Source organism: Mycobacterium neumannii, assembly GCF_048452905.1.
GTDB lineage: Bacteria > Actinomycetota > Actinomycetes > Mycobacteriales > Mycobacteriaceae > Mycobacterium > Mycobacterium neumannii_B.
Genome location: NZ_JBCGVF010000003.1, coordinates 1716500 through 1742638, shown reverse-complemented (window position 1 = coordinate 1742638; position 26139 = coordinate 1716500). Strand labels below are relative to the sequence as shown.

General features: G+C 64.9%; 27 protein-coding genes and 1 pseudogene. 11 read left to right on the top strand and 17 right to left on the bottom strand.

Going from position 1 to position 26139, the window contains the following annotated elements:
- Positions 1–60: 60 nt before the first annotated feature.
- Genes AAHH99_RS14925 through AAHH99_RS14905 form a run of 5 tightly spaced genes read left to right on the top strand, consistent with a single transcriptional unit; the run spans position 61 to position 3871 of the window.
- Positions 61–1113 carry a zinc-binding dehydrogenase gene (locus AAHH99_RS14925; RefSeq protein ID WP_418769292.1) on the top strand — a complete coding sequence of 351 codons (1053 nt, stop codon included), beginning with the start codon at positions 61–63 and terminating at the stop codon, positions 1111–1113.
- Complete coding sequence (locus AAHH99_RS14920; RefSeq protein WP_418769291.1) at positions 1110–1511, top strand: nuclear transport factor 2 family protein; 402 nt, start codon at positions 1110–1112, stop codon at positions 1509–1511. The genes AAHH99_RS14925 and AAHH99_RS14920 overlap by 4 nt, the downstream gene beginning before the upstream one ends.
- Positions 1508–2341 carry an SDR family NAD(P)-dependent oxidoreductase gene (locus AAHH99_RS14915; RefSeq protein WP_418769290.1) on the top strand — a complete coding sequence of 278 codons (834 nt, stop codon included), beginning with the start codon at positions 1508–1510 and terminating at the stop codon, positions 2339–2341. Before AAHH99_RS14920 ends, AAHH99_RS14915 begins: the two co-directional genes overlap by 4 nt.
- A gap of 8 nt (positions 2342–2349) precedes the next feature.
- Positions 2350–3306: an LLM class flavin-dependent oxidoreductase gene (locus AAHH99_RS14910; protein ID WP_418769289.1), complete on the top strand. Its 957-nt coding sequence runs from the start codon at positions 2350–2352 to the stop codon at positions 3304–3306.
- A 13-nt stretch (positions 3307–3319) separates the two neighbouring features.
- Entirely contained in the window at positions 3320–3871 is a 552-nt protein-coding gene (locus AAHH99_RS14905) for a hypothetical protein (protein WP_418769288.1), read from the top strand.
- Positions 3872–4013: 142 nt separating this feature from the next.
- Here the strand turns inward: AAHH99_RS14905 and AAHH99_RS14900 are convergent, their stop codons facing one another.
- The 11 genes from AAHH99_RS14900 to AAHH99_RS14850 all read right to left on the bottom strand — a co-directional run bounded on the left by AAHH99_RS14900 (position 4014) and on the right by AAHH99_RS14850 (position 14569).
- A complete protein-coding gene (locus AAHH99_RS14900) occupies positions 4014–5192 on the bottom strand; it encodes an amidohydrolase family protein (protein ID WP_418769287.1) in 1179 nt (392 codons plus the stop codon).
- 147 nt (positions 5193–5339) lie between these two features.
- A complete protein-coding gene (locus AAHH99_RS14895) occupies positions 5340–6098 on the bottom strand; it encodes an SDR family NAD(P)-dependent oxidoreductase (RefSeq protein WP_418769286.1) in 759 nt (252 codons plus the stop codon).
- A complete protein-coding gene (locus AAHH99_RS14890) occupies positions 6095–6688 on the bottom strand; it encodes an SDR family oxidoreductase (protein ID WP_418769285.1) in 594 nt (197 codons plus the stop codon). The genes AAHH99_RS14895 and AAHH99_RS14890 overlap by 4 nt, the downstream gene beginning before the upstream one ends.
- A gap of 2 nt (positions 6689–6690) precedes the next feature.
- Complete coding sequence (locus tag AAHH99_RS14885; protein ID WP_418769641.1) at positions 6691–7035, bottom strand: hypothetical protein; 345 nt, start codon at positions 7033–7035, stop codon at positions 6691–6693.
- A 99-nt stretch (positions 7036–7134) separates the two neighbouring features.
- Positions 7135–7794: a hypothetical protein gene (locus tag AAHH99_RS14880; RefSeq protein WP_418769284.1), complete on the bottom strand. Its 660-nt coding sequence runs from the start codon at positions 7792–7794 to the stop codon at positions 7135–7137.
- Between the two features lie 398 nt (positions 7795–8192).
- Positions 8193–9638 carry a class I adenylate-forming enzyme family protein gene (locus AAHH99_RS14875; RefSeq protein WP_418769283.1) on the bottom strand — a complete coding sequence of 482 codons (1446 nt, stop codon included), beginning with the start codon at positions 9636–9638 and terminating at the stop codon, positions 8193–8195.
- A complete protein-coding gene (locus AAHH99_RS14870) occupies positions 9635–10435 on the bottom strand; it encodes an enoyl-CoA hydratase/isomerase family protein (protein ID WP_418769282.1) in 801 nt (266 codons plus the stop codon). The genes AAHH99_RS14875 and AAHH99_RS14870 overlap by 4 nt, the downstream gene beginning before the upstream one ends.
- Positions 10432–11244, bottom strand: coding sequence for an enoyl-CoA hydratase/isomerase family protein (locus AAHH99_RS14865; protein ID WP_418769281.1), 813 nt, complete (start codon positions 11242–11244; stop codon positions 10432–10434). The genes AAHH99_RS14870 and AAHH99_RS14865 overlap by 4 nt, the downstream gene beginning before the upstream one ends.
- Positions 11241–12488: an acyl-CoA dehydrogenase family protein gene (locus AAHH99_RS14860; protein ID WP_418769280.1), complete on the bottom strand. Its 1248-nt coding sequence runs from the start codon at positions 12486–12488 to the stop codon at positions 11241–11243. The genes AAHH99_RS14865 and AAHH99_RS14860 overlap by 4 nt, the downstream gene beginning before the upstream one ends.
- 7 nt (positions 12489–12495) lie before the next feature.
- Positions 12496–13302, bottom strand: a complete 807-nt coding sequence (locus AAHH99_RS14855; protein WP_418769279.1) for an enoyl-CoA hydratase/isomerase family protein — start codon at positions 13300–13302, stop codon at positions 12496–12498.
- A gap of 7 nt (positions 13303–13309) precedes the next feature.
- Positions 13310–14569, bottom strand: coding sequence for a hypothetical protein (locus tag AAHH99_RS14850; RefSeq protein WP_418769278.1), 1260 nt, complete (start codon positions 14567–14569; stop codon positions 13310–13312).
- 112 nt (positions 14570–14681) lie between these two features.
- Here AAHH99_RS14850 and AAHH99_RS14845 point away from each other — a divergent pair, with 112 nt between their 5' ends.
- On the top strand, positions 14682–15491 hold the full coding sequence (locus tag AAHH99_RS14845) for an enoyl-CoA hydratase/isomerase family protein (RefSeq protein ID WP_418769277.1): 810 nt from the start codon (positions 14682–14684) through the stop codon (positions 15489–15491).
- Positions 15492–15494: 3 nt separating this feature from the next.
- On the opposite strand, the gene AAHH99_RS14840 is transcribed toward AAHH99_RS14845, so the two are convergent.
- Entirely contained in the window at positions 15495–16394 is a 900-nt protein-coding gene (locus tag AAHH99_RS14840) for an SDR family NAD(P)-dependent oxidoreductase (RefSeq protein ID WP_418769276.1), read from the bottom strand.
- Positions 16395–16449: 55 nt separating this feature from the next.
- Between AAHH99_RS14840 and AAHH99_RS14835 the strand changes: the two genes are divergently transcribed.
- Positions 16450–18018 (top strand): class I adenylate-forming enzyme family protein, encoded by a 1569-nt coding sequence (locus tag AAHH99_RS14835; RefSeq protein ID WP_418769275.1) that lies wholly within the window; start codon positions 16450–16452, stop codon positions 18016–18018.
- Between the two features lie 15 nt (positions 18019–18033).
- Here AAHH99_RS14835 and AAHH99_RS14830 read toward each other — a convergent pair whose 3' ends face one another.
- The 4 genes and pseudogenes from AAHH99_RS14830 to AAHH99_RS14815 all read right to left on the bottom strand — a co-directional run bounded on the left by AAHH99_RS14830 (position 18034) and on the right by AAHH99_RS14815 (position 20914).
- Complete coding sequence (locus AAHH99_RS14830; RefSeq protein ID WP_418769274.1) at positions 18034–19341, bottom strand: amidohydrolase family protein; 1308 nt, start codon at positions 19339–19341, stop codon at positions 18034–18036.
- A complete protein-coding gene (locus tag AAHH99_RS14825) occupies positions 19338–19607 on the bottom strand; it encodes a Zn-ribbon domain-containing OB-fold protein (RefSeq protein WP_418769640.1) in 270 nt (89 codons plus the stop codon). Before AAHH99_RS14825 ends, AAHH99_RS14830 begins: the two co-directional genes overlap by 4 nt.
- Positions 19608–19616: 9 nt before the next feature.
- Positions 19617–19769: pseudogene (locus AAHH99_RS14820) on the bottom strand (zinc ribbon domain-containing protein); the annotation flags it as partial.
- Positions 19769–20914, bottom strand: a complete 1146-nt coding sequence (locus AAHH99_RS14815) for an acetyl-CoA acetyltransferase (RefSeq protein ID WP_418769273.1) — start codon at positions 20912–20914, stop codon at positions 19769–19771. The pseudogene AAHH99_RS14820 and the gene AAHH99_RS14815, both read right to left, overlap by 1 nt.
- A 5-nt stretch (positions 20915–20919) precedes the next feature.
- Here AAHH99_RS14815 and AAHH99_RS14810 point away from each other — a divergent pair, with 5 nt between their 5' ends.
- The 4 genes from AAHH99_RS14810 to AAHH99_RS14795 are packed head-to-tail and all read left to right on the top strand — an operon-like array spanning position 20920 to position 24827.
- A complete protein-coding gene (locus tag AAHH99_RS14810; protein WP_418769272.1) occupies positions 20920–21783 on the top strand; it encodes an HpcH/HpaI aldolase family protein in 864 nt (287 codons plus the stop codon).
- 32 nt (positions 21784–21815) lie between these two features.
- On the top strand, positions 21816–22931 hold the full coding sequence (locus AAHH99_RS14805) for a TauD/TfdA family dioxygenase (protein ID WP_418769271.1): 1116 nt from the start codon (positions 21816–21818) through the stop codon (positions 22929–22931).
- Positions 22928–24001 (top strand): hydroxyacid dehydrogenase, encoded by a 1074-nt coding sequence (locus tag AAHH99_RS14800; RefSeq protein ID WP_418769270.1) that lies wholly within the window; start codon positions 22928–22930, stop codon positions 23999–24001. The genes AAHH99_RS14805 and AAHH99_RS14800 overlap by 4 nt, the downstream gene beginning before the upstream one ends.
- A gap of 1 nt (position 24002) precedes the next feature.
- On the top strand, positions 24003–24827 hold the full coding sequence (locus AAHH99_RS14795) for an enoyl-CoA hydratase/isomerase family protein (RefSeq protein WP_418769269.1): 825 nt from the start codon (positions 24003–24005) through the stop codon (positions 24825–24827).
- A gap of 82 nt (positions 24828–24909) precedes the next feature.
- Here the strand turns inward: AAHH99_RS14795 and AAHH99_RS14790 are convergent, their stop codons facing one another.
- Positions 24910–26097, bottom strand: coding sequence for an amidohydrolase family protein (locus AAHH99_RS14790; protein ID WP_418769268.1), 1188 nt, complete (start codon positions 26095–26097; stop codon positions 24910–24912).
- Positions 26098–26139 lie beyond the last annotated feature (42 nt).

The following is a 26139-nucleotide window of genomic DNA, read 5'->3' as shown; positions in this document are numbered from 1 at the left end:
TGTAATACGAGGAATTATCTTCGAATATTCGAGATTATCAGCCGGCGAAGGGTGCGTCCATTGCGTGCAGTCGTATTGCGTTCCGGCGAATTGACCGTTCGCGAGACGGCCGACCCGATCCCCGGCCCGAACGACCTGCTGTTGAAGACGCTGAGCACAGCGATCTGCGCCTCCGATGTCCATTTCATGGACTCTCCAGAACTCGCGATCGACGATCCGACGGGTCGCTCGCTGTACGACGCCGACCGCGACGTCGTCATGGGCCACGAATTCGTGGGCGAGGTCATCGGACACGGTCCCCGATGCGGCGACGCGTTTCCGATCGGGTCCCGGGTGACTTCCATGCCAATCCGGTTGGTGGACGGGGGATCCGGTGGCCTGCGCATCATCGGTCAGCATCCCGAGGCGCAGGGCAGCTTCGGCGAACTTCTCGTCGTGTCAGAGGCGACCGCGAGGGTCGTCGACGGGTCCGTGTCCAGTGACGCCATCGCCCTCGTCGACGCCTTCGCTGTCGGCGAGTACTACGTGCGTGTCGCCGATGTTCAACCCGGGGAGATCCCGATAGTCGTCGGCGCTGGCGCCATCGGCCTGTCGGCGGTTGCGGCGCTGTCTGCTCGCGGCATCGAGCCAATCATCGTCTCCGACTGCAAGGCGGACCGCCGCGAAGTGGCGCGCTCCGGATTCGGCGCACACGTCCTGCATGATCCCGCCGAACGGTCTGTCTTCGACGTATTCCGCGACGTGCGCCGGCAACACCACATGTCCGGAACGGCGGTGGTGTTCGAATGTGTGGGGGCTCCGGGCCTGATCAACTCACTCGTCAAGGAGGCCGAGTTCTACACCCGCATCTACTGCGCAGGCGGCTGGTATACGGGGGACACACTCGACATCACCGAAGCAACCCGTCAAGGACTGACGCTGCGTTTCGGCGGCGGGCCGATGCCGGAGGACTGGTACGGCGTCCTCGACGCGGTTGTCGATGGCCGCCTCGACCCGATGCCCAGCGTTGGGAGGATCATCGGCCTTGATGACGTGCCCAGTGCACTCGATGAGGCGCGCAGATCGGACGGACCGCCGCGCATCATCGTGCACCCCAACGGGGACGACATATGAGTGATCGAGACGAGCTCGTCGAGCTGACGATTCGCTACGCCACCGCCATCGACAGCCGGCGATACTCGCTGCTGACTGAGGTTTTCACCGACGACGCGCAGGTGGACTACGGCGAGATCGGTCAGTGGACAGGAGGTGTCGAGGTCGCCGAGTTCATGGCGGCGGCGCATGTCATGGCCGCTCATACGATGCACAGGATCACGAATCAGGCCGTCGACATCAACGGTGACAGCGCGACCTTGCGCACGTACGTCGACGCTCTGATCCTGCTCGAAGACGGAACGGGCGCGAATCCAGTCGGATACTACGACGATCAGGCGGTACGGACCGCGGATGGCTGGCGCATCGCACGTCGCTCCTACACTTCCGTTCGCCTTGTCGCGGTGCCGGCACGATGACCGACATCGCGCAGAAGTACGGGCCGTGGGCGCTGGTGGTCGGCGCATCCGACGGTGTCGGCGCGCTGTTCGCCGAGCGCCTCGCGAGTGACGGTGTGAATGTCATGCTCGTGGCTCGACGTCAGCATGTGCTCGACGAAGTCGCTGCGGGCATTCGCGAGCGCACCAATGCCGAGACGCGGACATTTGCAGTCGACCTGATTGACCCTGACGCCTCGCAACGGATCATCGAGGCGACCGATGACCTCGAGATCGGCATGCTCGTGTACTGCGCTGGTGGTGATCCCAATTACCAGCCTTTCCTTGCCAATCCGGTCTCCGCATCGGAAGACCTACTGCAACGCAATTGCTTGGTATTGATGCGGTTGTGTCACCACTTCGCAGGCCAGATGGTCGAGCGGCACAGAGGTGGCATCGTGAACTTCACGTCGGGGGCCGCGCTGGCAGGTGGCCGAAACATGGTGGCTTACGGCGCAACCAAAGCCTTCGACATGGTGTTCACCGAGGGTTTGTGGGTGGAGTTGCACGACAAGGGTGTTGATGTGCTTGGACTGGTCCTCGGCATGACAGACACCCCGGCGTTGCGAAAGTTGGAGTTCGAGCGCGGTCGCCTGGCGTCTGTCGACGAGGTCCCCGAGGGCGCGGTTACCGCCGCAAGCGTCGTCGACGAGGCGTTCGCCAACCTCGGTAACGGACCGACGATCGCCACCGGCGATGACGTTCGGATGGCCTTTGAGCTCTTCAAGTCGATGTCACGCAACGAGGTGGTCCGACTGATCATGCAGATGTCCACTGAAGTCATGGGTACCGACGACCGCCAGGGAAGTTAGCCACCGAGATGTTCACCCTTCGCTTCGACATGCGGGCACCGTCGATGGGAGCCCCGCCGACGGAGTTGTACGCCGCAGCTTGCGATATGGCGGAATGGGCGGAAACTCGAGGTTGCGTAGCGGCGGTGTTGTGCGAACATCACTGTGCCGACGACGGTTATCTACCGTCACCCTTGCTGCTGGGCTCGGCGATCGCGGCCCGGACCAAGCAGCTCATGCTGAATCTGGTGATTCTGCTCCCCTTCTATGACGTGGCACGCCTGGCGGAGGACATGTCGGTACTGGACCACATCAGCGGCGGTCGGGCCACCTACGTGTTCGGAATCGGTTACCGCGCGCAGGAGTACGAGCATTTTGGTCTGTCGTTGTCCGAGCGCGGAAAGATCGCTGATCAGAAACTCGGCATGTTACGCCGTTTGTTGGCCGGTGAGGAGGTTGAGTACGAGAGTCGCCGGATGAAGGTGACACCACGACCTCGCACACCGGATGGCCCCATGATGAGCTGGGGTGGGGCCAGCCTCGCTGCCGCTCGTCGGGCCGGGCGGAACGGCCTCGGGCTACTTGCCAACGGCGGCGTACCCGGTATGCAGGAGGCCTACGAAACCGCGTGCCGGGAAAATGGTTTCGAGCCCGGATTCGTGCTGATACCCGAGCGTAACGCCGCCACCAACTGTTTTGTCGCCGAGGATGTCGATGCGGCGTGGGATGAGATCGGTAGGTACCTGTTGCACGATGCGATGGCGTACTCGGAATGGAATCCCGACAACACCGTTTCGGCGAATATCACCACCGCCAAGACTGTCGATGAGTTGCGGCACGAATCGACGTCTCACGTGATCCTGTCGGTAGTCGAAGCACGAGAGCGTCTGGCCGCAGGCGAGGTGTTCAACATCAATCCGCTGTGCGGAGGAATACCCCCGGCCATCGCGTGGCCGTACTTCAAGATGTTCGCCGAGCTGGGCTAGTGGAGAGGAAGACATGAGCAGCGATCGCACTGCCCTGAACGAAGAGATCGCCTTCCAGAAATGGGAGGGTTATGCGAAACCCATCGACCGCGGCCGCCACGTGAATTTCGGTGAGAGGTTCGTCTTCGCACCCGATTACGTGATGATGAGTCCTCATTTCAACGATGGCGCGCCCCAGACGGCGGCTGAGATGTTCTCCGACGAGGTGGCGGCGGCTATGGCCAAGTACGCGCCCGACGGAGACATGCTCACAGCGGAATGGCGAATGTGGTGGAAGCACATGCCGGACTATCGCCTCGTCAGTCCGTTCGAATGTGTTGCTGGAGAATGGGGCTTCTCGTCCTGCGACACCTACGCGGGGACGCTCCCCGACGGCACGGTGTTGACACTGCGCGAGTGGGACTACATCTGGGTCAACGAGGAGGGCCAGGTCACGCGTTGGGACTGGTTCGTCGACCCCGATAAGTGGGAACAGTTGCTGGGACTCATCGGGCTCGATCCGAAGGGTCTGACCAGCCAGCAGTACACGGTCAACTTCTTGCGCGAGGGTGGCGTCGGCGGCTGACGCCGACTCGTCTCCATACCGTCTTCCGTCAACAGCAGGTGGCGCGCCCCGACCGTCGAGCAAGTCCCAGAGGCGCGTCCCCTCGTGGCAGTTGCTTGTGAAGTCCGAATCGAGCGCACCTTGTATCGGTATGCCGCGTTTACTAGATGCCGACCAGTTCCTTCAAATTGCCGCCCATCACCCGGGCGGTGGTCTCGGCGGGCAGCCCCTCGAGTTCGTTGACGAAATCCGCTGGTTCGGCGAGGCCTTCCGGATGCGGGTAGTCCGAGCCGAACATCACGCGGTCGGCGCCGAGGACGTCGACGAGGTGCGACATGTCTTCCTCATGGAACGGGTTGACCCAGACGTGCCTACGGAAGACATCGCAGGGATGCTCGCCGAAGTCATACGGCCGCTTGCGGTACACACGGTCGAAGATGTCCATCAAACGCTGCGCCCACGAGCCGCCGTTCTCGACGACCCCGATGCGCACGCCGGGAAAACGCTCGAACACCCCGTGGGCGATGAACGCGGCGAGGGTGTCGAAGATGTTGCGGCTCTCCTCGTAGATGAAGCCCCGCAGCTTGCTCAGCGCGAATCCGTTGAATTCCGCTGGGTCCTCCCAGTCATCGACGTAGCGCTCGTAGCCGGAGTCCGAATTGTGCATCTGCACCGAGATCCCCGCAGACTCGACCAGCCGCCAGAAGTCGTCGAATTCCGGCAGCGCCGCCGAACGCGAAGTGCCGTCTTCGCGCGGCACGGGCGCCGGACGGATCAGTACCGTCCTGGCGCCGTTCTCCAGGCACCATTCGAGCTCCTTGACGCCCAGCGCGGGATCGTTCAGCGAAATGGCGGGCACGGGAAAGATCCGGTTCTGGTAGTTGAACGTCCAGTCCTCGAGCAGCCAGCGGTTGAAGGCGTGCGTCACCGCATGCGTCAGCTCGGTGTCGGATTTCGTCCGCTCCTCGAGCATGCCGGCGGTGGTCGGAAACATCACGGCGCCGTCGACACCCTGACGGTCCATCAACGCCAGTCGCAGATCGGGGCGGCGGAACTCGTCGGGACACCGAATGGGCTCGGCCAGCTCCCGCAGCGTCTTGCCTTCTGGATTTATGCCGCGGAAGTAGTCGGCCCACGCGCCGGGCGTGGGGATCACCTCATAGGTCGGGTTCGGGATGGTTTCGGTGATGACACCGAGGATCTGCAGCTTCTTGCGTCCCTTGACATCGACGAACTTCAGCGCCTCGGAATACTTCTCAGGAAGGTAGCGGGTGTAGGCGTCGATGGTCTCGTACATGTGGTTGTCGGCATCCCACACTTCGAACGCCTTGGGCTCGGTCATCGTCGATTCCTCTCAATCGCTGTCGCCGGCGAGGTCGCAAGGGATGGTAGCGTCGTTATCCTAAAGTGAGAGGATACATTCTCGATAGAGGTCGACTCCGTCCGGGGTGCGAGTAAAAGAAGGAGTCCTCTCTCCATGGCGCCGGCCCTACAGATTTGTGTAGTGACCGCCGTCGACACCCAAAGTTTGTCCCGTGACATACCGCGCCGCAGGGCCCACCAGGAAGGCGACGGCGGCACCGATGTCGCGCTCCGGGTCACCGATGCGCCCCAGCGGTATCCGTCGCGCTAGCCGCTCTTCCATGGCCGGCTCGGCCTCGATCGCCGCGGTCATGGCGGGTGAATAGGCCAGGGGCGAAACGATGTTGACCGTGATGCCGTAGGGCGCCCACTCCCGCGCCAGGCTCTTGGCGAAGCCCCGCAGTGCTCCCTTCATCGTGGCGTAGAGGGGCAGCGTCACACTGCCTTCCATGCCCGCCGGCGAGGTCATCACGATGAATGTTCCGCCGCCCTCCCGCAGCGCGGGAAAGGCCGAGACCGCGCAGTGGTGGGCACCGCCCAGCGACACCGAGGAGTGGTGGGTCCACAGCGCGCGGTCGACGTCGGTTAACTGGTGCGGTTGGCTGGACAGATTGCTCGTGGCGTTGTGCACCACCGCGTCGAGTCGCCCGGTCGTCGTCACGGCGAGATCGACGGCTCGGACAACGGAGTCGAAGTCGGTCACGTCACAACGCGCCCACGTCGCGTGATGACCTCGTGCGGCGATCTCGTCGACGACCGCCTGTCCGGTCTCGGACCTGCTGGCGACGATGACATGGGCTCCTTTGGAGGCCAGTGCCATCGCGATGCCGCGGCCCACCCCGCCGCCGGCACCGGTGACCATGGCGGTGGTGCCGGTGAGGTTCACGGCAACATCACCGATCCGCCGTCGGCGACGATCGTCTCTCCGGCGAGATGGTCGAGGTCGGACCGCAGCAGGAACTTCACCGACTCGGCGACGGTGTGGATCAAGGTCGAATCGACTGTCACGGCCGCGGCGGTCAGATGTCCGGCCGCGGCCGTGTCGTCGGAGAACATGGACAGCGGCACGGCGACGAGATTGGCGCCGATGCCCTGCGAAGCCCATTGCCGGGCAGCCGATTTCACCATCGCGCGGATGCCCTCCACTGCGGTTGTGTACGCGACGAGCCCCGGGGCGCCCGCCATCCCGATCGTCGGAACGACGACGACGATCCGCCCTCCGGCCGAAAAGCCCGCCCGCGCCCCTTGCAGGGCGGTGAGCGTACGCCACATCGGTTCGTCGACGAGACGACGCCAATCATCACCGCTCAGAGCTACTGCGTCGACCGGTGGCGGGCAAGGATCCACGACGATGACCGCGCACTTGATGTTCGCCGGTAGCTCGGATCCCGGCGCCACGGTGACCGCTCCGAGTTCCGTTGTGAGCGTGCGTGAGAGTCCACCGGGCAGGCCCACCACCACTGTGGAGGAGCTCACGTTCACCGGCTCGACTGGGACGCGACGCGTTCTTCGTGAATCCTGACCAGTTCGCGGAACCCGATGCTTTCGTACTTGGGCTTGGGCTGGACGCCCCACTCGTCGCGCGCGGTCTGCTGGCCGGCCGCTTCGGGTGCGCCCCCGAACGGTGGGCCGCCGATCGGATAGGGCTGTTGGCACTCCAGGCTGTCGTCGGAGAAGCGCACCTTCAAGAGCTCACTGCAGATCTCGCTCAGTGACAACGTCGGCCACCCGTACCAGACCGCCATCACCGGCACGGTCAGCGACCCCTCGATGACCAGGCCGAACAGGCATACGAACAGGCCGCGCTTGAGCCACTTGTGCATTCGCGCCCAGGTGGGGGTGGTGCCCAGCGGTAGCGACTCGGCCGAATCCTTCGGCTCCACAGCGGAGTTGGTCACGATGGTCCTTTCTCGGCTGCTGTCCTAGTCGGAGAAGATCTCGCGGTTGACGGTGTGTAGGTACGGGATGGCCAGAAACGGCGTGATGTAGAAGATGTTGAACGCCCACCAACCGAAGACCGGCAGTCCGACCGCCGTATAACGGACGTCGGCGTACATCGTCATGTTGAGGATGTAGCCGGTCCACACGATGATTCCGAACCAGCACGTCACGATTGTCCATTGGTGGCCCCAGCGTTTCATCTGCAACAGCGCGATCGCGGCCGCGATCCGCATGGGGAAGGCGATCAGCACGCACACCATCACCCAGGCCTTCTCGCCCGGTGCGCCCGCACCGCCGATCCAGAGTTCGTTGTAATGCCAGAAGTAGCCCGCGTCGATCAGGTTGCCCCACGCGGTGAAGACCGTGCGGGTGATCAGGGCGTGGTTGGCGAACAGGTCCAGGGCCCAGCCGATGCTGTTGAGCGCAGCGTCGAGGATGATGACGTATCCTATGAGCGTCACCATCATCGGCCGGACCGACAAGCCGTCGCGCTGGGCTTTGCGCAACAGATAGATGCCACGGCAGAAGACGGGTAGACCGATGATGCCGAGGACGAGGGTGCCCATGAGCGCAGTGCCTGCGATGCACCATCGATCGGCGCGTCGTTGGGCCGCACGCGTCTGGTCCTCATGCTCATCCATGGTGAGCGACTGATTCCCGCTTATCGATGCCATCGACCTCACCAATCCCTGGTGAAGAACATCTGAACCTGAATTGCGAACATCGCGATCAGCACGCCGTAGATGAAAATCTGAAACGCGATCAAACCGCGCTTACGGCGTCGATCCTGATCGTCCATGATTACTCCTAACCGGGCTCGATCAGAACGTGCCGATGTTGCCCAGCATCCAGTAGAAGAACGCGACGAGTCCGCACATCACGATCCATGTCACGGTCAGTCGGACCAGTTCCTGCCACATCGACGGCTCCTTCGTCCGCGAAAAGCGCAATGCCGAACGAGGGTAGCACCGTTCTCAAAATCGAGAAGAACTATTTCCGGTGGAGTCAACGGGGTGCCGGTCGGCCGTGCCGCCTCGGATTACGCGTCGGCCAGGGTGAGGAGTTCGCGCTTGACGACCTTGCCGACGTCGTTGCGCGGCAGTCGTTCGACGAAGACCACCCGCACAGGAACACGGTAGGGGGTCAGGCGTTCACGACACCACGTGATCAGTTCATCCTCGCTGACCCGGTCGTCGGCGCGCACGACGAATGCCCACGGAACCTCGCCGAGTCGTTCGTCGGGGACCCCCACCACAGCGGCCTCGCGCACGCGGTTGGCGGTCAGAAGCACCTCTTCGACGGAGCCGGGGAACACCTTGAGCCCGCCACGGTTGATCATGTCCGAGACACGCCCGTCGAGCCACAGGAATCCGTCCTCGTCGAACCAGCCGAGGTCACCGGTGTGGAACCACCCATCGTCGGTAAGCCTGTCCAAGAACGCGGGGTCGATCTTGCGGGCAGCCGTCGTCGGCGTGCGGACCATCACCTCGTCGTCGGCGATCATGACGTCGATGCCCGGAAGCGGTCGTCCGACAGAGCCGAGCTTCGTCTCCCCCCATTCGCGGGCATCGGCGGCCGACCAGCCGACGACCTCGCCGCCGAGTTCCGTTTGGCCGTAGGAGTTCAGCACGAGCACACCGAACTTGTCGCGGAATCGGGCCGCGTGGACGGGGGACAGGGGAGCGGTGATGGACCGGACGATCTTCAGGGGGGACAGGTCGGTGACCGTGTCGTCGTGGAGCACCATCGTCAACGCGGCGGGTGGCAAGACCGTGGACCGCAGTTGGTGGCGCTTCACCAACGCTGCGAAGTCCGCGGCCAAGAATTTGTCCATCAACACAACGCCGGAGCCCGCGCGAAAGGCGAACAGCACCTGGTAGATACCGGCCCACAAGGACAGTGAGAGTGGCACCAGGTTGGGCATCGGCGTCCCGCTCCGGGCGGCACGCTTCGACCCGCGAAGTTTCTCCAGTAGCCGGTCGATCAAGTCCAAGACGGTGGAGTGACGCAGCGGCACCGGCTTCGGCGGACCTGTCGTCCCCGAGGTGAACTGCAGAAGCGCCACATCGGCGTCGTACCGCCGGGCCTCGTCGGCCGAGTTGGAGTGCGGCGTGAGCGACCACTCCAAGCTCGACCCCGTGACGACCGGCAATGGGAACTCCGAGAAGCGATGGGCCAGTTCGGGGGTCGTGATCACCGCGACCGGCTCGAGGGTCTCGAGCTGAGCGGCCACCTCAGCGGCGGCAGCCCTGGGGTTAAGCGGCGTGTAGACGCCACCCGAGCGCCAGACGCCGAACAGCGCCGCGACCGTTGTGGCGTCGTTGGGCAGCATCGCCGCCACCACCTGACCGGTCATCAGACCGGTTCGGGTGAGAACCGCGGCGAGGCGGTCTGCACTCGCGACCAGGTCTGCCCGGGACACGTCGACGGCCAGAGTGTGTACCGCGACCTCCGGCAGATCGTCCAGCAGATCGGAGAGACTCATGGGTTCGGCTCCAGAGGAAGCCACGCTGGTGTTCGCTTGTCGGCGAACGCTTTCGGGCCTTCGTCTTGGTCGGGATGGCCCCACATCGACGTCAGGTGCTTGGCCCCCTCGCGGCATGCGTCGGTGAGGCCGTGCTCGAGCGCTCCCCAGAGGGCGCGTTTGGTGGCCCGCATCGCGGCGGGTGAGTTTCCCGCGATCTTCTCGGCGAGCTCTTGTGCGACATCGCGAAGCATGTCGGGGGGATCGACGATCTGGCTGATCATGCCGAGTTCATATGCGCGCTGGGCGGTGAGTCGTTCGTGGCTGCCGACCAGTGCCATCCGTAAGACCGCCTCGGCGGGCATCTTGCGCATCAGCGCGATCGTCTCGAGGGCGCTGACCTGACCGATGGATACGTGCGGGTCGACGAACGTGGCATGCGATGCCGCGATGACGATGTCGGCATCGGCGACCCAGTGCAGTCCGCCCCCGGCGCACACCCCGTTGACCGCTGTGATGACGGGCTTGCCGACATTGCAATGCCAGCCCGTCAGCTTCAGGTCCAGCGTTTGCATGGTCTCCTGGTACTGCTTGATCCCCTCGCCATCGAGATCGTCGACGTCGGCGCCGACCTGAAAGGCCCTGCCGTTGCCGGTGTGCACGATCACCCGCACCACGGGGTCGGCGTCCAACTCGGCCCAGGCAGCGGGAAACTCCTTGCGCATCAGCGCGTCGTACGCGTTGAGGCGATCGGGCCGGTTGTTGATGATCCAGCCGACGGGGCCGCGACGTTCGACGATCAACCTCTGATAGCTCACGAAGCCTCCACCGGTGCGAGCGGTCGCCATTCGGCCGGGCGCTTTTCCCTCCACGCCCGTACGCCCTCGGCATGGTCGGGGTGATTCCGCAGTCGCCAGATCGTCTCTGTGGCCGCCGCCTTGGCATCCGACAGCCCTACTTCCAGGGAATGCCACAACGCCTTCTTGGTCGCCCTCATCGCGGTGGGCGAGTTGGTCGCGATCGCGGCCGCGAGCTGCCCGGCCGCCGTCCGTAGCTCGTCGGCCGCCACGACCTGCGAGACGATGCCCAACTCATATGCGCGTTGGGCCGAGATCCGCTCGCCTCTGCCGCTCAACGTCATCCTGGTGATCGCCTCCATCGGCGACTTGCGCAGCAGGGTGATGGCCTCGTACGCGACCGCCTGCCCGACCGAGACATGCGGGTCGACGAATGTCGCCGCCTCCGCAGCGATGACGATGTCCGCGTCGGCGACCAGATGCAGACCACCTCCCGCGCACACCCCGTTCACCGCGGCGATCACCGGCTTCCACACTTCACAGTGCCACGAGGAGATCTTCAGCTCGGCGTCGCGCGTGCGGCGTGAATGACGCCGCATGGCCTGTTTGTCGCGGGCGACCTGGACCACATCCATTCCGGTACAGAACGCCTTGCCGTTCGCGACGTTGACGATCACGTGCACGTCGGGGTCGGCATCCAGCTGTGCCCACGCGGCCTCGAGTTCGTCCAGCATCAACGCGTCGAATGCATTGCCGGCCTCCGGCCGATTCAGCACAAGCCACCCGATGTGATCCGACTTGTCGACGATCAACCGCTCATACTCGGTCAAGAGCGTGGAATCTCCTTCCAGGGTTTTCCTTTCCACGGATCCGGCTCCCTGGGTAACCCGAGTACGCGCTCGCCGAGGATGTTCTTGTTGATGTCGGTGGTACCGCCCTCGGTGCCATTGGCGAGGCTGCGCATCATGCCCAGCACTTCACGGGGCATCGCGTCCGGATCGTCGGTGGCGGACCACGCCACTGCGGCGGTGCCCAGCAGGTCGACCATGAGATCCTGAATCTGCTGGTTGAGCGTGGCCTGGTGGACCTTGCCGATCGAGGAGGCCGCACCGGGGGATTGGCCCGCCGAAAGTGCCGCGCGCACACGGGCGTTGGTCCATCCGCGGATCTGTTCCTGAGCCCAGAGCCGCATGACCTTGTTGCGAATCACCGGGTCGTCCCATCGGCCGGTTTCCTTGGCCAGTAAGATCAGTCGTTGCGCACTGGACCCACCGAGCCTGCCCATCCCGCCGGATCCGGAGCCCGAAACCATCTGGCGCTCACTCGACAGGGTCGAGGCGCTGACCCGCCACCCGTCGTTGACTTCTCCGACCCGGTGGGCGTCCGGCACCCGCGCGCCGTCGAGGAAGACCTCGTTGAACTCCGCCTCACCGGTGATCTGGCGCAGCGGCCGCACCTGGACGCCGGGTTGGTGCATCTCGAGCAGGAAGTACGTGATGCCCTTGTGTTTCGGTTGATCGGGATCGGTACGGGCGAGCAGAATCGCAAAGTCCGCTTCATCGGCCCAGGTGGTCCACACCTTCTGTCCTGAGATCACCCAGTCGTCCCCGTCGCGCACCGCCCTGGTCGCGAGCGACGCGAGGTCGGAACCCGCGCCGGGCTCGCTGAAGAGCTGACACCACTTCTCTTCGTTTCGGACGATGGGCGGTAGGAAGCGTCGCCGTTGCTCTTCGGTGCCGTGGCTGAACAGGGCCGCGGCGGTGTTGTTGAGGCCCAACGGATTGAGCCGGGTGAGCCGCAGCGGCGCGAGCACGCTCTCGATCGCGCGGGCCACGTCATTGCCGATACCAAGGCCACCGTGTTCGGGGTGCCACGTCGGCGCCACCAGACCGCTTCGGGCAAAGGTCGGGTACCACCGCCGGTAATCGGCGGGGCTCCGCGCGACTCTCAGGGCGGCAGGGCCCTCGGCCGCCGCTGCGCGCCATTCGGCCGGCACCTCCGCCTCGACCCACTGCCGCACCACCACGACGGCGTCATCGGCGGTGGTGTCTGCGCTGATCGGTAGTGCTGTCATGTTCGGCTCAACGACCCTTGAATTCCGCGGGCCGCTTGTCCCGGAAGGCGGCCAGGCCCTCCTTGAAGTCGTCGCTGCGACTGGATAATTCGAGTGCCATCGCTTCGTTCTGAAGATGGCGATCGAGATCAAGACCGTTGCCGCTGTGCAGCAGCCACTTGGTGAGGCCGAGGGCCACCGTGGGTGCGGCGGCGAGCCGGCTGACGAGATCCGTTGCCGCACCTTCGAGTTCAGCCTCGGGGCAGGCGGAATGGATGATGCCCCACTGCGCCGCGGTGGTCCCGGACAGTTCCTCGCCGAGCATCAGCAGTTGGCGCGTGCGAACCATCCCGACGAGTCGTGGCAGCAGCCAGGCCGCACCGCTGTCGGGCGTGAAGCCGCGCGCCATGAACGGTTCCCAGAACACCGCGTCCGAGGCTGCCAGGCAGAAGTCCGACGCCAAGGCGAGGTGGAAACCCAGGCCGGCCGCCCAGCCGCGAACCACAGTGACGACGGGCACCTGAGTCTCGAGCAGCAAGGGAATCAGCCTGTTGGCCTTGTTGGGCAGTCGCCGCTGCGTGCTGCCCACGCGTGGTTTGCGTTCCGATTTGGCGTTGTTGGCCACCAGATCGGCGCCGGCGCAGAAGTCCGGACCTTCGGCGTCGACGCGGATGACGCGAACCGATTCGTCGGTGCCAGACCGGGACAGGTGCCCGATCATCGCGTCGAGCATGGTGTCGTTGACCGCGTTGCGGCGTTCGGCCCGGTCCAGGGTCAGCCGCAGAACCGGGCCCTGTTGTTCGGCTCGGAGTCCGGGAACGCTCGGATAGGTCACGGCGGGCTCAATGTTCGGCGAACCGGTCGGAGATAACCGCCAGCAGACGGGCGAGGTCGGTCGCCCCGCCGGGCGGTTCCGGCAGGCGGACGGGGCCCCGCTGCCTGCTGGGCAAGAGGATCGTGGCGTGTCCGGGCGTGGTGATTTGGCCGCGGTGATTGGTCGCCGCGAGGTCCAGGTCGACCGCCGGACGGGCCCCGTCGGCCAGGTATTTGCGGGTGACGGTGCCGGTGATGGTGTGCAGATCGCCGACGTAGTTGAACAACCGGAATTCACAGTCCAGTTTCCACAGCCAGGCATCGTCACCCATCCAGTCGGTGCACAAATGGATGAGCCACGTCTCGCGCATGCGGCCGTAGTCGAATGTCGTCGGGTTGCCCGCGTCGCGCGCGGCGCTCGGGTCCCAGTGCACCCGCTGCTGTACGTCGGGAACACCGTGCTCGTTGAGTGTGTAGAAGCGCGGAATCCGTTGTTTGTTCTGCCAGGCCAGCCTCAGGGGCCGGACGCCGTACATGCCCATGCCCATCCCGACATGCCAGCACACCATGTCGGTGACGGTGAGCGGACCCTTGGTGAGCGGGCCGATCTCGTCTCCCTCGGCGACGTCCTCCCACCAACGCGGTTCGGCGCCTCGGGGCGTCTCGCGGGCGTACCGTGCGTCGATCTCGGCGATCTCGTCGGCGCTCCAGGTCTTGACGTCCACGTCTTCGTACTTCTTGCGTCCCCTGGCCTTGCTGCGTTCGGTGCGGATCATGTTCCGGTACTGACCACCGAGGATGACGCCGCTATCGTCGGAGAACACCTGCGCCGACCATTCGTGCACAGCCCGGGCGGCGAACTCACTGCTCTTGTCCAGCGCGGCGACAAGGGCGTTGCGCCGGAAGACTCGCCGGTTCGCGCGCAGCGGCGCCCACCACTCGCGCGACGACCCGCCATAGAAGGCGTGAACGCCGCGCAGCGGGTCACCGGTCGTCAGCTCCCGGTCCTCGTGTGAGAGTTTGGTGACCTCGTCCTCGCCGATCAATGTGTCGCCGCCGATCAGTGCGGGCGGCGCGATCGGTTCACCCCAGACCGACTTCGTCGCGTATTCGGGATCGGACCACAGCGGGTTCGCGTCGCCGTAACTTTCCGCAACGATCCGGAACGTGTCCTCGTTGGGCCGACGGTAATGCGGAGGTTGAGTGTGCGGGACGGCGACGCCGATGCGGGCGCGCAACCTGGCCAAACCCTCATCCGTGATTTGGCCCGTTGCCGAGGACTGGGTCACGCATGCCTCCTCAGTTCGGGCCTCCTCAGTTCGGCACATATTGTCCCGGGGACGTCGGCGGAAATTAAGATACCCGAAAAACGGAAACGTCGTTAACGCAGGGGTGAGCGAGTTGACTCAAGAACGGTCGGGCATCGAGAGCGCGGTTGGATCCGATGGTGTCTGCCGGATCACCATCGACCGTGCCGATGCCGCAAACTCGTTGTCCCCGTTGGCACGTGATGCTCTCACCGACGCGTTCGTGAAGGCCGATGACGATCCTTCGGTGCGAAGTGTGTTGTTGCGAGCGACGGGGGACCGGCACTTCTGCTCGGGTGCGGGTTTGGGCCCACAATCGGCACACCCCACCGCGGAGAAGAAGCCCGGAGACGTCGCGTTGATGCTGCAGAAGGGTTATCAGCGACTGATCTGCGCGGTGCTCGATTGCGACAAGCCGGTGGTCGCCGCGGTCAAGGGTGTGGCTGCGGGTGCCGGCGCCAGCCTGGTGCTCGCTTGCGATCTGGTCGTCATGTCCACCGAGGCGCGCCTGGTGGAGGCATTCGTGCACCGCGGCATCCTGCCGGACGCGGGCGCGATACATCTGCTGACCAGGATCGTCGGACTGCGTAAGGCCGCCGAACTCCTGATGCTCGGAGAACCCGTCGACGCCGCGACCTGCGAGCGTCTCACGTTGGCGAACCGTGTCGTGGCACCGGAGGAGACCGACGCGGTCGCCGAGGAACTGGCCCGCCGCCTGGCCGCGGGCCCTACCGTCATGCTGGCATTGACCAAGCGCCTGTTGTCCGTGTCGTCGGAGTCGGGGCGCGACCGGGCCCTCGAACAGGAGGCATGGGCGCAAGAGGTGGTGTCGTGGACCGCCGACCTGCAGGAGGGTCTACGGTCATTCGCAGAGCGCCGACCACCGAACTTCCAGGGCCGCTGACGATCAACCGGTCGCAGGGCCCCCGCGGATGGTGAAGGTCGTGCTGTCGTCGATCTCGTCGATCGACTCTGCCACCAATTCAGCTGTGAGTGACCGGTTCTCGATTCCCTTGGTGACACCGATGAACACCCGCGACACCTTGCCGGCGCCCACGGAGTAGATGTGAGCGGTACGATCGCAGTCCCGGTGCGACAGATAGACCACCACGGGTGTCACCAACTCCGGGTCCATCGCCTTGCCCGCCTCACCCATGATGTCCTCGGTCATCCGGGTGCGCGCAATCGGCGCGACGGCGTTGATGGCGATGCCGTTTCGCGCACCCTCGATCGCCAGCACATGCATCATCCCGACCAGCCCCATCTTGGCGGCACCGTAATTGGCCTGCCCGAAGTTTCCGAACAGGCCTGTACCGGAGGTGGTTTGAACAATCCGCCCATAGTTCTGCTCGCGCATAATGGGCCACGCGGCGCGGGCCACGTTGAAAGCGCCGGTCAGGTGGACCGAGATCACCGCGTCGACCTGTTCGGCGGTCATGTTCTTGAACGCTGCGTCGCGGAGGATGCCCGCATTGTTGACGAGGATGTCGAGCCGTCCGAACGCGTCCATCGCCGCGGCGACGATCGCCGCACCACCCTCCTCCGTAGCGACGGAGTCGCCGTTGGCGATCGCCGTGCCGCCCGCGGCGGTGATCTCGTCGACGACCGCTTGCGCCGCCGACATCGAGGCGCCTTCTCCGTCGACGGCGGTGCCGAGATCGTTGACCACGACGCGGGCACCGCGACGGGCGAGTTCGAGTGCGTGACAGCGGCCGAGCCCTCCGCCCGCACCGGTGACAACGGCAACCTGATCATCGAAGGTCAATGTCGATGAGCGCTCGCGCGAAGAGTATTGATCTGACGCCATGCTTGAGAGGTTACATTTACATAGACGAGAATCGGTATTTGCATCGGAGGACACCATGAGCGCGGCCACCGAGCTGCTGCGACACGCGCGGGAACGAGTGGGCGGTCTCAGGGCCCGCTACCGTGCCGCCGGCATCTGGTCGGACCGACCGCTCGATGTCGTGCGGTCGGCTGCCCAGCGGTATCCGACACGACCGGCGCTGATCGATCGTGGTGCCGAAATCACCTACGCAGCACTGGATGAGCAGGTCGATCAGGCAGTCCGTGCGCTTCGCGACGGCGGTATCGTCCCGTCGACGCCCGTCGTGGTCGTGGTCGGCAACGACATCGGCTCGGTCGTCGCCGTACACGCCGCCATCCGCGTCGACGCGGTGGTACTGCTCGTGCCGCGCAGCGCGGGCACGACACAGGTCGCCGACATCGTGGCCCGCACCGGGGCCCGGTTCGGCCTGGCCCCGAATTGGTCTCCCGTGGTCGACGGACCCTTGCGTGAGGCGTGTGCCTGGATCGATATCGTCCGCACGTCGGACGCGTCGGTAGGCGAGGGGCCCATGCGGCCCGCCGACGAGCCGTCTTTCGTCCTCTACACCTCCGGCACGACGTCTCGGCCCAAGGGCGTCATCCATTCGCTGAGCACGCTTGCCAAGGCATCTGCCAACTACATCGCCGCCGCCGGACTCGGCGGGGACGACCGTATCTTCCTCATCAGTCCGCTCGCCTCGGTGACCGGTGTGCTGCAGGCGCTGTTCATCGGACCGATGCTCGCCGTGCCGGTGGTGCTCGAAAATCGGTGGGACCCGGTCGCGAGGTGTGATCTTCTGTTGTCCTCTGGCGCAACGTGGTATGGCGGTCCGGACCGGCTTCTCGACCGGCTGCTCGACGAAGCGATCGCCAGGGGGAGCGATGTGCCACTACGGGCGGTTTATCTCGGTGGCACGATGCTCGACAGGCGCATCGTCGAGCGGGTCGAGGACGACTTCGGCGTCGTCGTCATGCGGGCGTACGGATCGTCGGAGGTGCCGATCAGCACGTCGGGGCTGCGCACCGAGAGCAGGGCGGTGCGTCACGCGGATGATGGTGTGGCGCTGCAGGACGTCGACGTCCGCGTGGGGTCGGCAGCGGACACGGGCGAGTGCTGCATCAAGGGCCCGCACGCCTTCCTCGGTTACACGGACACCGAGGACGATCTGAACGCGTTCGACGGGGAGTGGTTCCGGACCGGTGACGTGGCCGAGGTCAGCGACCACCGCGTGCGGATTGTGGGCCGCATCAAGGACATCGTCATCCGCAATGGAATGAAGATCCCCGCGGCGGAAGTCGAGGAGGCGGTGGCGCGGATCCCGGGTGTGCGAGAGTGCGCGGCCTACTCGGTTGCCGACGCGACCACCGGTGAACGGCTGGCGGTTGCCTTGATGCTCGACGACGGCGTCGAGATATCGCTCGCTGACGTGGCTGATGCTCTCGTCGGGGACGGAATGCCGAAGTACAAGCTGCCCGAGGAGCTGGTGTTCTGGGATGAGCCCCTGCCGCTCAACGCCAACGGAAAGGTGCAGCGCAACACGCTCGAGGCGCGTTCGAAGGGTCGGCCGCGAGTACTCGCCGACCGCCTCGTCGCCATCGGTTGAAACGGCCGCCTTTCGTCAATCCCCGGTTGTGCCACTGACGTTGGCGGTGGCCTTCTTCATCTGAGCCTGCCAGTCCGACGCACCGCCGGCACGGTCGTGCTTCGACAGGGCTTGGATGGAGACGTCGTGGCCTTCGGCGGCCTTGCGCAGCGCGCCGACCGTCGCCTGTTCGCGGGTGATGTGGGTGAACGGATCCCAGTGATACCAGCGCATCGCGTTCTGGTAGGTCATCTTGTTGATCTCGTCGTCGGGCACGTTGTTGGCGGTGAGCACCTCGTCGAGCTGCTCGGGGGCGCCCGGCCACATCGAATCGCTGTGGGGGTAGTCGGCCTCCCAGCAGATGTTGTCGATCCCGATCGCGTTGCGGGTGGCCACCCCGACCGGATCGGCGATAAAACAGGTCAGGAAGTGCTCGCGGAACACCTCGCTGGGCAACTTGCCCCCGAAGTCCTGCCCCGTCCACGTCGAATGCATCTCAAAAGTGCGATCCACCCGCTCCAAAAAGTACGGAATCCAACCCGTCCCACCCTCACTCAACGCGATCTTAAGCGTCGGATACTCCTTGATCGGGCGCGACCACAACAGATCCGCGGCCGCTTGGACGATGTTCATCGGCTGCAGCGTGATCATCACATCCATCGGCGCATCCGGGGCGGTGATCGCCAACCGCCCCGACGAACCGATGTGCACATTGAGCACCGTCTCGGTGTCGACCAGCGCATCCCACATCGGCTTCCAATGCTCAAAATCATGAAAACTCGGATACCCCATCGCCGAGGGGTTCTCGGTGAACGTCAACGAGTGCACACCGCGCTCAGCGTTGCGCCGGATCTCCTTGGCGCACTCGGTCGGATCCCAGATCACCGGCAACGTCATCGGGATGAACCGCGCCGGATAGGCCCCGCACCACTCCTCGACATGCCAGTCGTTGTAGGCCTTCACCAACGCCAGCGAGAACTCGGCGTCCTCGGTGGCAAACAACCGGCCCGCAAAACCCGGAAACGACGGAAAACACATCGAGCCCAAAATGCCGCCGGCGTTCATGTCCTTGACCCGCTCATCAACCTGCCAACAGCCGGGCCGAATCTCATCCAGACCCTGCGGCTCGAGCCCGTACTCCTCTTTCGGCCGGCCGGCGACCGCGTTGAGCGCCACGTTCGGAATCACCGTGTCACGAAACTGCCAGGTGTCTGAACCGTCAGGGTTGTGCACCAACCGCGGCGCCTCATCGATGTACTTCTTCGGCAAATGATTCTTGAACATGTCGGGCGGTTCGACGATGTGATCATCAACGCTGATCAAGATCATCTCGTCCTTGTTCATTTCCGGTTCCTCTCTGTGCTTTCAGTTGCCGGCCGAAAAACCGGTACCACGAATCCGTCGTCGTCCTCGCGGAAGACGATCTCGAGCTCCATCCCGGCGCAGAGTTCATCGACAGGGCAGTCGATGATCTCGGTCATGAGGCGGGGGCCCTCCTCGAGGTCGACCATCGCGACGACGTAAGGCACGGCGTCGAATGGCGCGGCGTTCTGGTGGATGACGCTCCACGTGTAGAGCCGCGACCGTCCGGTGGCCGGCGTGAGACGCACGTCCTCGCTCCAACAGTGAGGGCAGAAGGGCCGGGCGTACAACGAATTTCGGCCGCAGGAGCCGCATTCGTTGATCATCAGCGTGCGATCCTGAACCGCTGCCCACCAGCTTTCGCTGTCGCTGTCGATGGTCGGGCGATTCGGACCGCTGGGCGACTGCATCACTGCCTCCCGAGGATCATCGTCGCGCTGTGGGTGAAGAAGCCGCCCATCGCGTGCACGCACGCCAGGCGCGCACGCTCGACCTGTCGTTCGCCGCATTCGCCGCGCAGTTGCCGAACCGCTTCGACCATCAGGAACATCCCACGCATCCCGGGATGACACGACGCCAGCCCGCCACCGTCGGTGTTGGTGGGCAGCGCGCCGTCCGGCCGGAGCGCGCCGGAGCCGATGTACGGACCACCCTCACCCTTGGCGCAGAACCCGAGATCCTCGACCGTCAGCAGGACGGTCGAGGTGAACGAGTCGTAGAGCTGACAGACGTCGATGTCGTCCGGGGTAACACCCGCTTGCGCGAACGCACGCGGACCCGATTGAGCGGCGGCCGATGTAGTGAAGTCGGTCCATTCACTCATGCTCACGTGCGATGCGGCGTCGGCCGCACCGAGGATCCAGATCGGTTCCTTCGCACAGTCCTTCGCCACCCGCTCGCTGGCGAGCACGACTGCCCCGCCTCCGTCGGTTCGCAGACACACATGCTTGGACGTGAACGGCTCGGCGAGCATCGGCGCCGAGGCGACATCCTCTGCGGTGATCCGATCACGCTCAAAGGCGCTCTCGTTCATGGCAGCCCATTCATGCGCGGCGACGGCAACCTCGGCCAGCTGTTCCTCGGTCGTCCCGTACTCGATCATGTGGCGCCGGGCCGCCATGGCGTACTTGGCGATCAGCGTGGCACCGTAGGGTGCTTCGAACTGCATCGCGCCGCCGGTGCTCAGCGCCGCGGCCGATGCCCGCACGCGGCGCTTGACATCGGAGCGTGCGGTCGAGCCGTAGGTCAACAGGGCCACGTCGATCTCGCCCGCCGCGATGGCCGCGGCGGCGTGCCGTCCCATGACCTCCCACGACGACCCACCGACGTTGGTGCCGTCGACCCACGTCGGTCGAAGGCCCAGATACTCGCTCACCTCGACCGGTGGCAACAGTGTCCCCTGGCCGCCGAAGCCGTCGATGTCGTCTTTGGTGAGGCCGGCGTCTGCGACAGCCCGCTGCGCGGCCTGCGCCATCAGCGCCATCGCCGTTTTGTCGGGCACCCGCCCGCAATCGGACAGCGCGGCGCCGACCACCGCGACCCGGTTCTCGGACATAAGTAATGGTTACCACAGGCGATAATGTCATTAACGCTGTAGTGGAATCATCGTTCTCGCTCGGTTACCGTGGGTGGGTGCCGGGACCGCTGCGAGATGCCTTGAAGGGCGATCGCCTGGTGTTGTGCCTCGCTTTGCTGAATGCCCGCACGTCCGACGTCCCGGCAATCGCGGCGGCCTGCGGATACGACGCTGTCTATGTCGACCTCGAGCACACCTCGTGCTCGCTCGAAACGGCGGGGATGCTCTGTGTAGCCGCGCTCGGTGCCGGCATCTCCGGTCTCGTGCGCGTGCCCTCGCACGACCCGACCATGATCGCGCGCGTGCTCGACGCTGGCGCAGTGGGAGTGATTGTGCCGCACGTGAACTCGGCGCACGAGGCACAGGCGGTCGTCGACGCCGCTCGCTTCCCGCCCGTCGGCCATCGGTCCATCTCCGGACCCAACGCGGTGAGCGGATACGCACCTCGCCCAGCCGCCGAACTCACGATCGAACTCGAGCGCCACACCGTGGTGGCGGTGATGATCGAAACGCCCGACGCGGTGGCGGCATCCGAGGAGATCGCAGCCGTCGAGGGGGTCGACATGGTGCTGCTTGGGCCCAGCGATCTGACTGCCGAGATGGGGATCCACGGTCAGTATGAGAATGAGCATTTCCACCGTGCAGTAGACTCTGTCGCAGCGGCCTGTCGTGCACACGGCGTGGCGCTGGGAGTGGCCGGGATCAAGTCCGTTGACCTGCTGGAACGCTTTGCAGGGCTGGGACTGCGATTCATTTCGGCGGGAACCGACGTCGGGATGATGACCGAAGCCGCCACTGCCCGTGCGCATGCCTTGCGTGAGCTCGAGAGGCGCGCGGCGAGCCGATAGCCGAGAGCCTCGTCACGACAACAGGAGGACGGATGCCCACCGCGATCTACACCGAGCAAGTCACCGACGCCATGGCATGGACCGGTGCGGACTTCAGCAGCAAAGAGGACTTCACCTTCGACCTGTCGTCACGCAATGTCGCGGCGCTGGAATCCATTCTGGCCAAGACCGCCCACAAGGATCGTGACGACATCACGCCGGAGGATGCCCGGCATCCGGATCTCGACGAGGACCTCGCGCGGCTGTACCGGGAGCTGATGTTCGGACGGGGCTTAGCGTGCGTACGCGGTTTCCCCGTCGAACAGCATTCGATCGAGGACCTGGAACGCATCTACTGGGCGTTCTGCACCCACCTCGGCTACCTGGTGTCGAACAACTCCTTCGGTCACCGCATGGTGCGTGTGCAGGAAGAGGTGCTGCCCAACGGCGTACAACCGGCGCGTGGCACCAAGTCCCGAGCCGAACTCGCGATGCACAACGATGCTGCGGACATCCTGTCGCTGCTCTGCGTGTACCCCGCGGCCGAGGGTGGCGAGAGCCAGTTCGCCAGTGGCCCGGCCGCGCACAACCGGATCGTCAACGAGCGTCCCGACCTGCTCCCCGTGCTCTACCAAGGGTTCCCGCACCACCGGCGCAGCGAGCAACCCGACGATCAACCGGACGTTACTCCCTACGACGTGCCGGTCTTCTCGCAGATCGACGGTCGCATCTGCATCAACTTCACCTACAGCAGCATCCTGCCCGCCATGCACACCCTCGGGCGCGAGTTTACCCCCGAACAGAACGAGGCCATCGAGTTGTTGCGCAACATCCTGGTCGAACAGCAGGTCGAGTTCCGGTTGGAGTCAGGTGAGGCCGCCGTCGCCAACAACTTTGCGATGTGCCACTCGCGTTCGGACTTCGTCAGCAGCACCGACCCCAAGAAGGCACGCTGCTTCCTGCGGGCGTGGATGGAAGTTCCGCGCGAGGATCGCCGCCTCCCCCTCGGGCGGGAGTACTTCCACATGGAGAACAAAGATCTGCGCCTGGGCTATGACCCCGTTGCCGGACGCGACGGCGCGATCGCACGCAATGACTACAAGAACGTCGACCCCGAACTGGCCGACATGTTCAAGGCGGCTCAAGCGAAGCCCAAAATCAAGCGATGACATCCCGTCCGCGACTGGTCTACGAGAGATGGACCGATCAGGTCGCAGGAGAAATACTGGCGGGGGCCGACATCGAGCTCGTCAAGCTCGACCTCCAAGCTTGCGTCGAACAGGGTTGGGCAGCATTGGAATCAGCGCACGGATATCAGGTCGCCACCAGAACTGACGTCGCCTCGATCGAGGATGGCGTGCAGTGGCTGGCGGGGCCGGCGCTGGTGGATCGCTGCCCACAGTTGCTTGCCATATGTTCGGCGGGGGCGGGTTATGACGTGATCGACGTCGCGGCGTGCACCCGCGCGGGGGTGGCGGTGTGCAACAACTCCGGTCCCGGCGCCGAAGCCGTCGCCGAACATGCGCTCGGACTCATGCTCGATCTGGCCAAGAAGATCACCGCCGCCGACCGGGCCCTGCGCAGCGGTCCCCTCGGAGATCGATTGGCGCTGCGGGGCACTCAGCTGTTCGGAAAGACGCTCGGAGTCGTCGGATTGGGCGCCATCGGTGGACGACTCGTCGAGTTGTGCGCTCCGTTCGGGATGGAGGTCCTGGTCTTCGATCCCTACGTCGATGACGCGACCGCCCGCGGCAGGGGCGCGGTCCGCGTCGGACTTTCCGAGTTGGTCGAACGATCGGATTTCGTTCAGGTCACATGCCCGCTGACCCCCGAGACGCGAGGGCTTTTCGGGCCTGCGCAATTCGCCGCGATGAAACCGACCGCGTACTTCATCACCACCGCGCGTGGCCCGGTCCACGATGAAGAGGCGCTCTACGACGCCCTGGTGAGCGGGGGTATCGCCGGCGCGGGCCTCGACGTGTTCCACGAGGAGCCGCCGAGGCACGACAACCCGCTGCTGGGGCTCGACAACGTCGTCGCAACACCACATGTCGCGGGCATCACCGTCGAGGCGGCTCGCGATATCGCGGTCGCCACCGCCAGCCAGTGGCAGACGATTTTCGCAGGCGCTATCCCGCCGCGGTTACTCAACCCGGAGGTGTGGCCGCGCTACTGCGACCGGTTCGAAGAAATCCTGGGCGTCCGGCCGACCGCCCGCGACACGGCAGCTGCGGAGTGAGATGAGCAATTACGACACCGTCACCTTCGAGGTCTCCGGTCACACCGCGTGTGTGACGCTGAACCGGCCCGAGGTGCTCAACGCGATCAACGACGAGATGATCGCCGAGCTCGCCGAGGTGTACGCCGAAATCGAACGGTCGCAGGACATCTGGACCGTCATCATCACCGGTGCCGGCCGGGCACTGTGTGTCGGGGCCGACGTCAACAAGGCGGCCGATCACGACATGGAGAACGCAGCGGGGATCGACAACCAAGGCGAGCCCATCCTCAGCTCCATGCGCCAGTGGGATGCGCCGCAGGAGGCCACACCCCCGTGGCTACAGATGACCAAGCCGATCATCTGTGCTGTCAACGGCATTGCGTGTGGTGCGGGCATGGACCTCGTCACGACGGCCGACATCACGATTGCGTCTGAACGCGCGACGTTGATGGACCCGCATGTCAGCATCGGTGTCACGTCCGGGCGTGAAGGGGTTCGACTGGCCCGGATCCTGCCCCTCCCCGTGGCGATGCGGTTGATCCTGATGGGCAGGCACGAGCAGCTCGACGCGCAGCGCGCCTACGACCTCGGCGTGTTCACCGAGGTGGTGGTCCACGAGACGCTCATGGACCGGGCGTGGGAGGTCGCCGAGATCGTGAATTCCAATGCGCCCCTCGCGGTGCGAGGTTCGCGGATGGCGGTGCGCAAGGGACTGACGCTGCCGATATACGAAGCGGAGCTGCTCGCCGAGAACTATCGGATGAAGGTGGCCCTGACCAAGGACGCGATCGAGGGCCCGCGTGCCTTCCTGGAGAAGCGCAAACCCGACTGGCAAGCCCGGTAGACCTCCGCGAGACTGCGCTTTATGACGGAATCGGCCCGGAATCCGTCAAAAACCGTAGTCTCGGGGCTAGCGAGAAGAAGTCTCAGGCCAAGCCGAAGAAGTTCTTCGCGTTGGTGGACAACACTTTCCGCTTGGTTTCCTCATCGAGGCCCTCGGTCGCCTTGTTGGCGACGTCCATGCTGTTGGGCCAGTTCGTGTCGTTGTGCGGGTAGTCGGTCTCGAACATCAGCTGGTCAGGTCCGACCAGATCGAGGATGCGGAACGCGACCGGGTCGCCAAAGGTGGAGAACCACACGCGGCCGGGGACCTGTGTGCTCGGCGGCTCGGTCAGCAGCGGGTGGATGCCGCCCCACGCCCGGCGGTCCTCCCAGACCTCGTCGACGCGCTGCAGGTAGTAGGGGATCCACCCGGCCTGCGCCTCGGCGAACGCGAGCTTGAGCCTGGGGAACTGCCGCAGCTTGCCCGAGAACAACCAGTCGACCAGGGCGATGGTGCAGTTGACCGCCATCAGTGCGCTGGTGACGACGTGCGGAGAGTCGGGGGAGGACTTCGTCAGCGACGAGCTCGACCCGATGTGCAGCATGATGCCGACATTGTTGCTCTCGCACGCGGCGAAGAACGGGTCCCAGTAACCGCTGTGGATGGACGGCAGGTCCAGTCGCGCAGGCAGCTCCGAGAAGCACACCGCAGGCATGCCCTTGGCCGCTACCCGTTCGACCTCCTTGACGGCGAGCTCGACGTCCCACAGGGGGATGATGCCCAGCGGAATGAGCCTGCCGTTCGAGCCGCCGCCCCACTCGTCGATCTGGAAGTCGTTGTAGGCCTGCACGCAGAGCAACGCGAGCTCTTTGTCCTTGGCGTAGAGGAATCGCTGGCCGCAGAACCGGACCAGCGTGTTGGGAAAGCAAGCGGAGGCCTCGATGCCGGCGACGTCCATGTCCGCGAGCCGGTCGGCCGGTCGATAGCAGCCGGGGCGCATCTCGTCGTAGGTGATCGGGTCGGTGGAGAGTTCGTCGAGTTCGTAGCCGGCAGCGGCGCTGATGAGTGGAATCGGGATGATCGAATCCTCGTAGTGCCAGATGTCGGCGTCGCGGCCGTCGTCATCCTCGATGAACGCGACGTCGGAGGTGACCGACGGGTCCATGCGTCCCCGGTGCCGGACGATCCGCGGTCCGACATCGCGATAGCGCTCGGGCAACCGGCTGGTCCACAGATCGGCCGGTTCCACCAGATGGTCGTCGGGTGAGACGATCAGGATGTCTGCGGTCAACGCTGCACTCCTTAGGAACGGCTTGCGGCACAATCGCGAAAC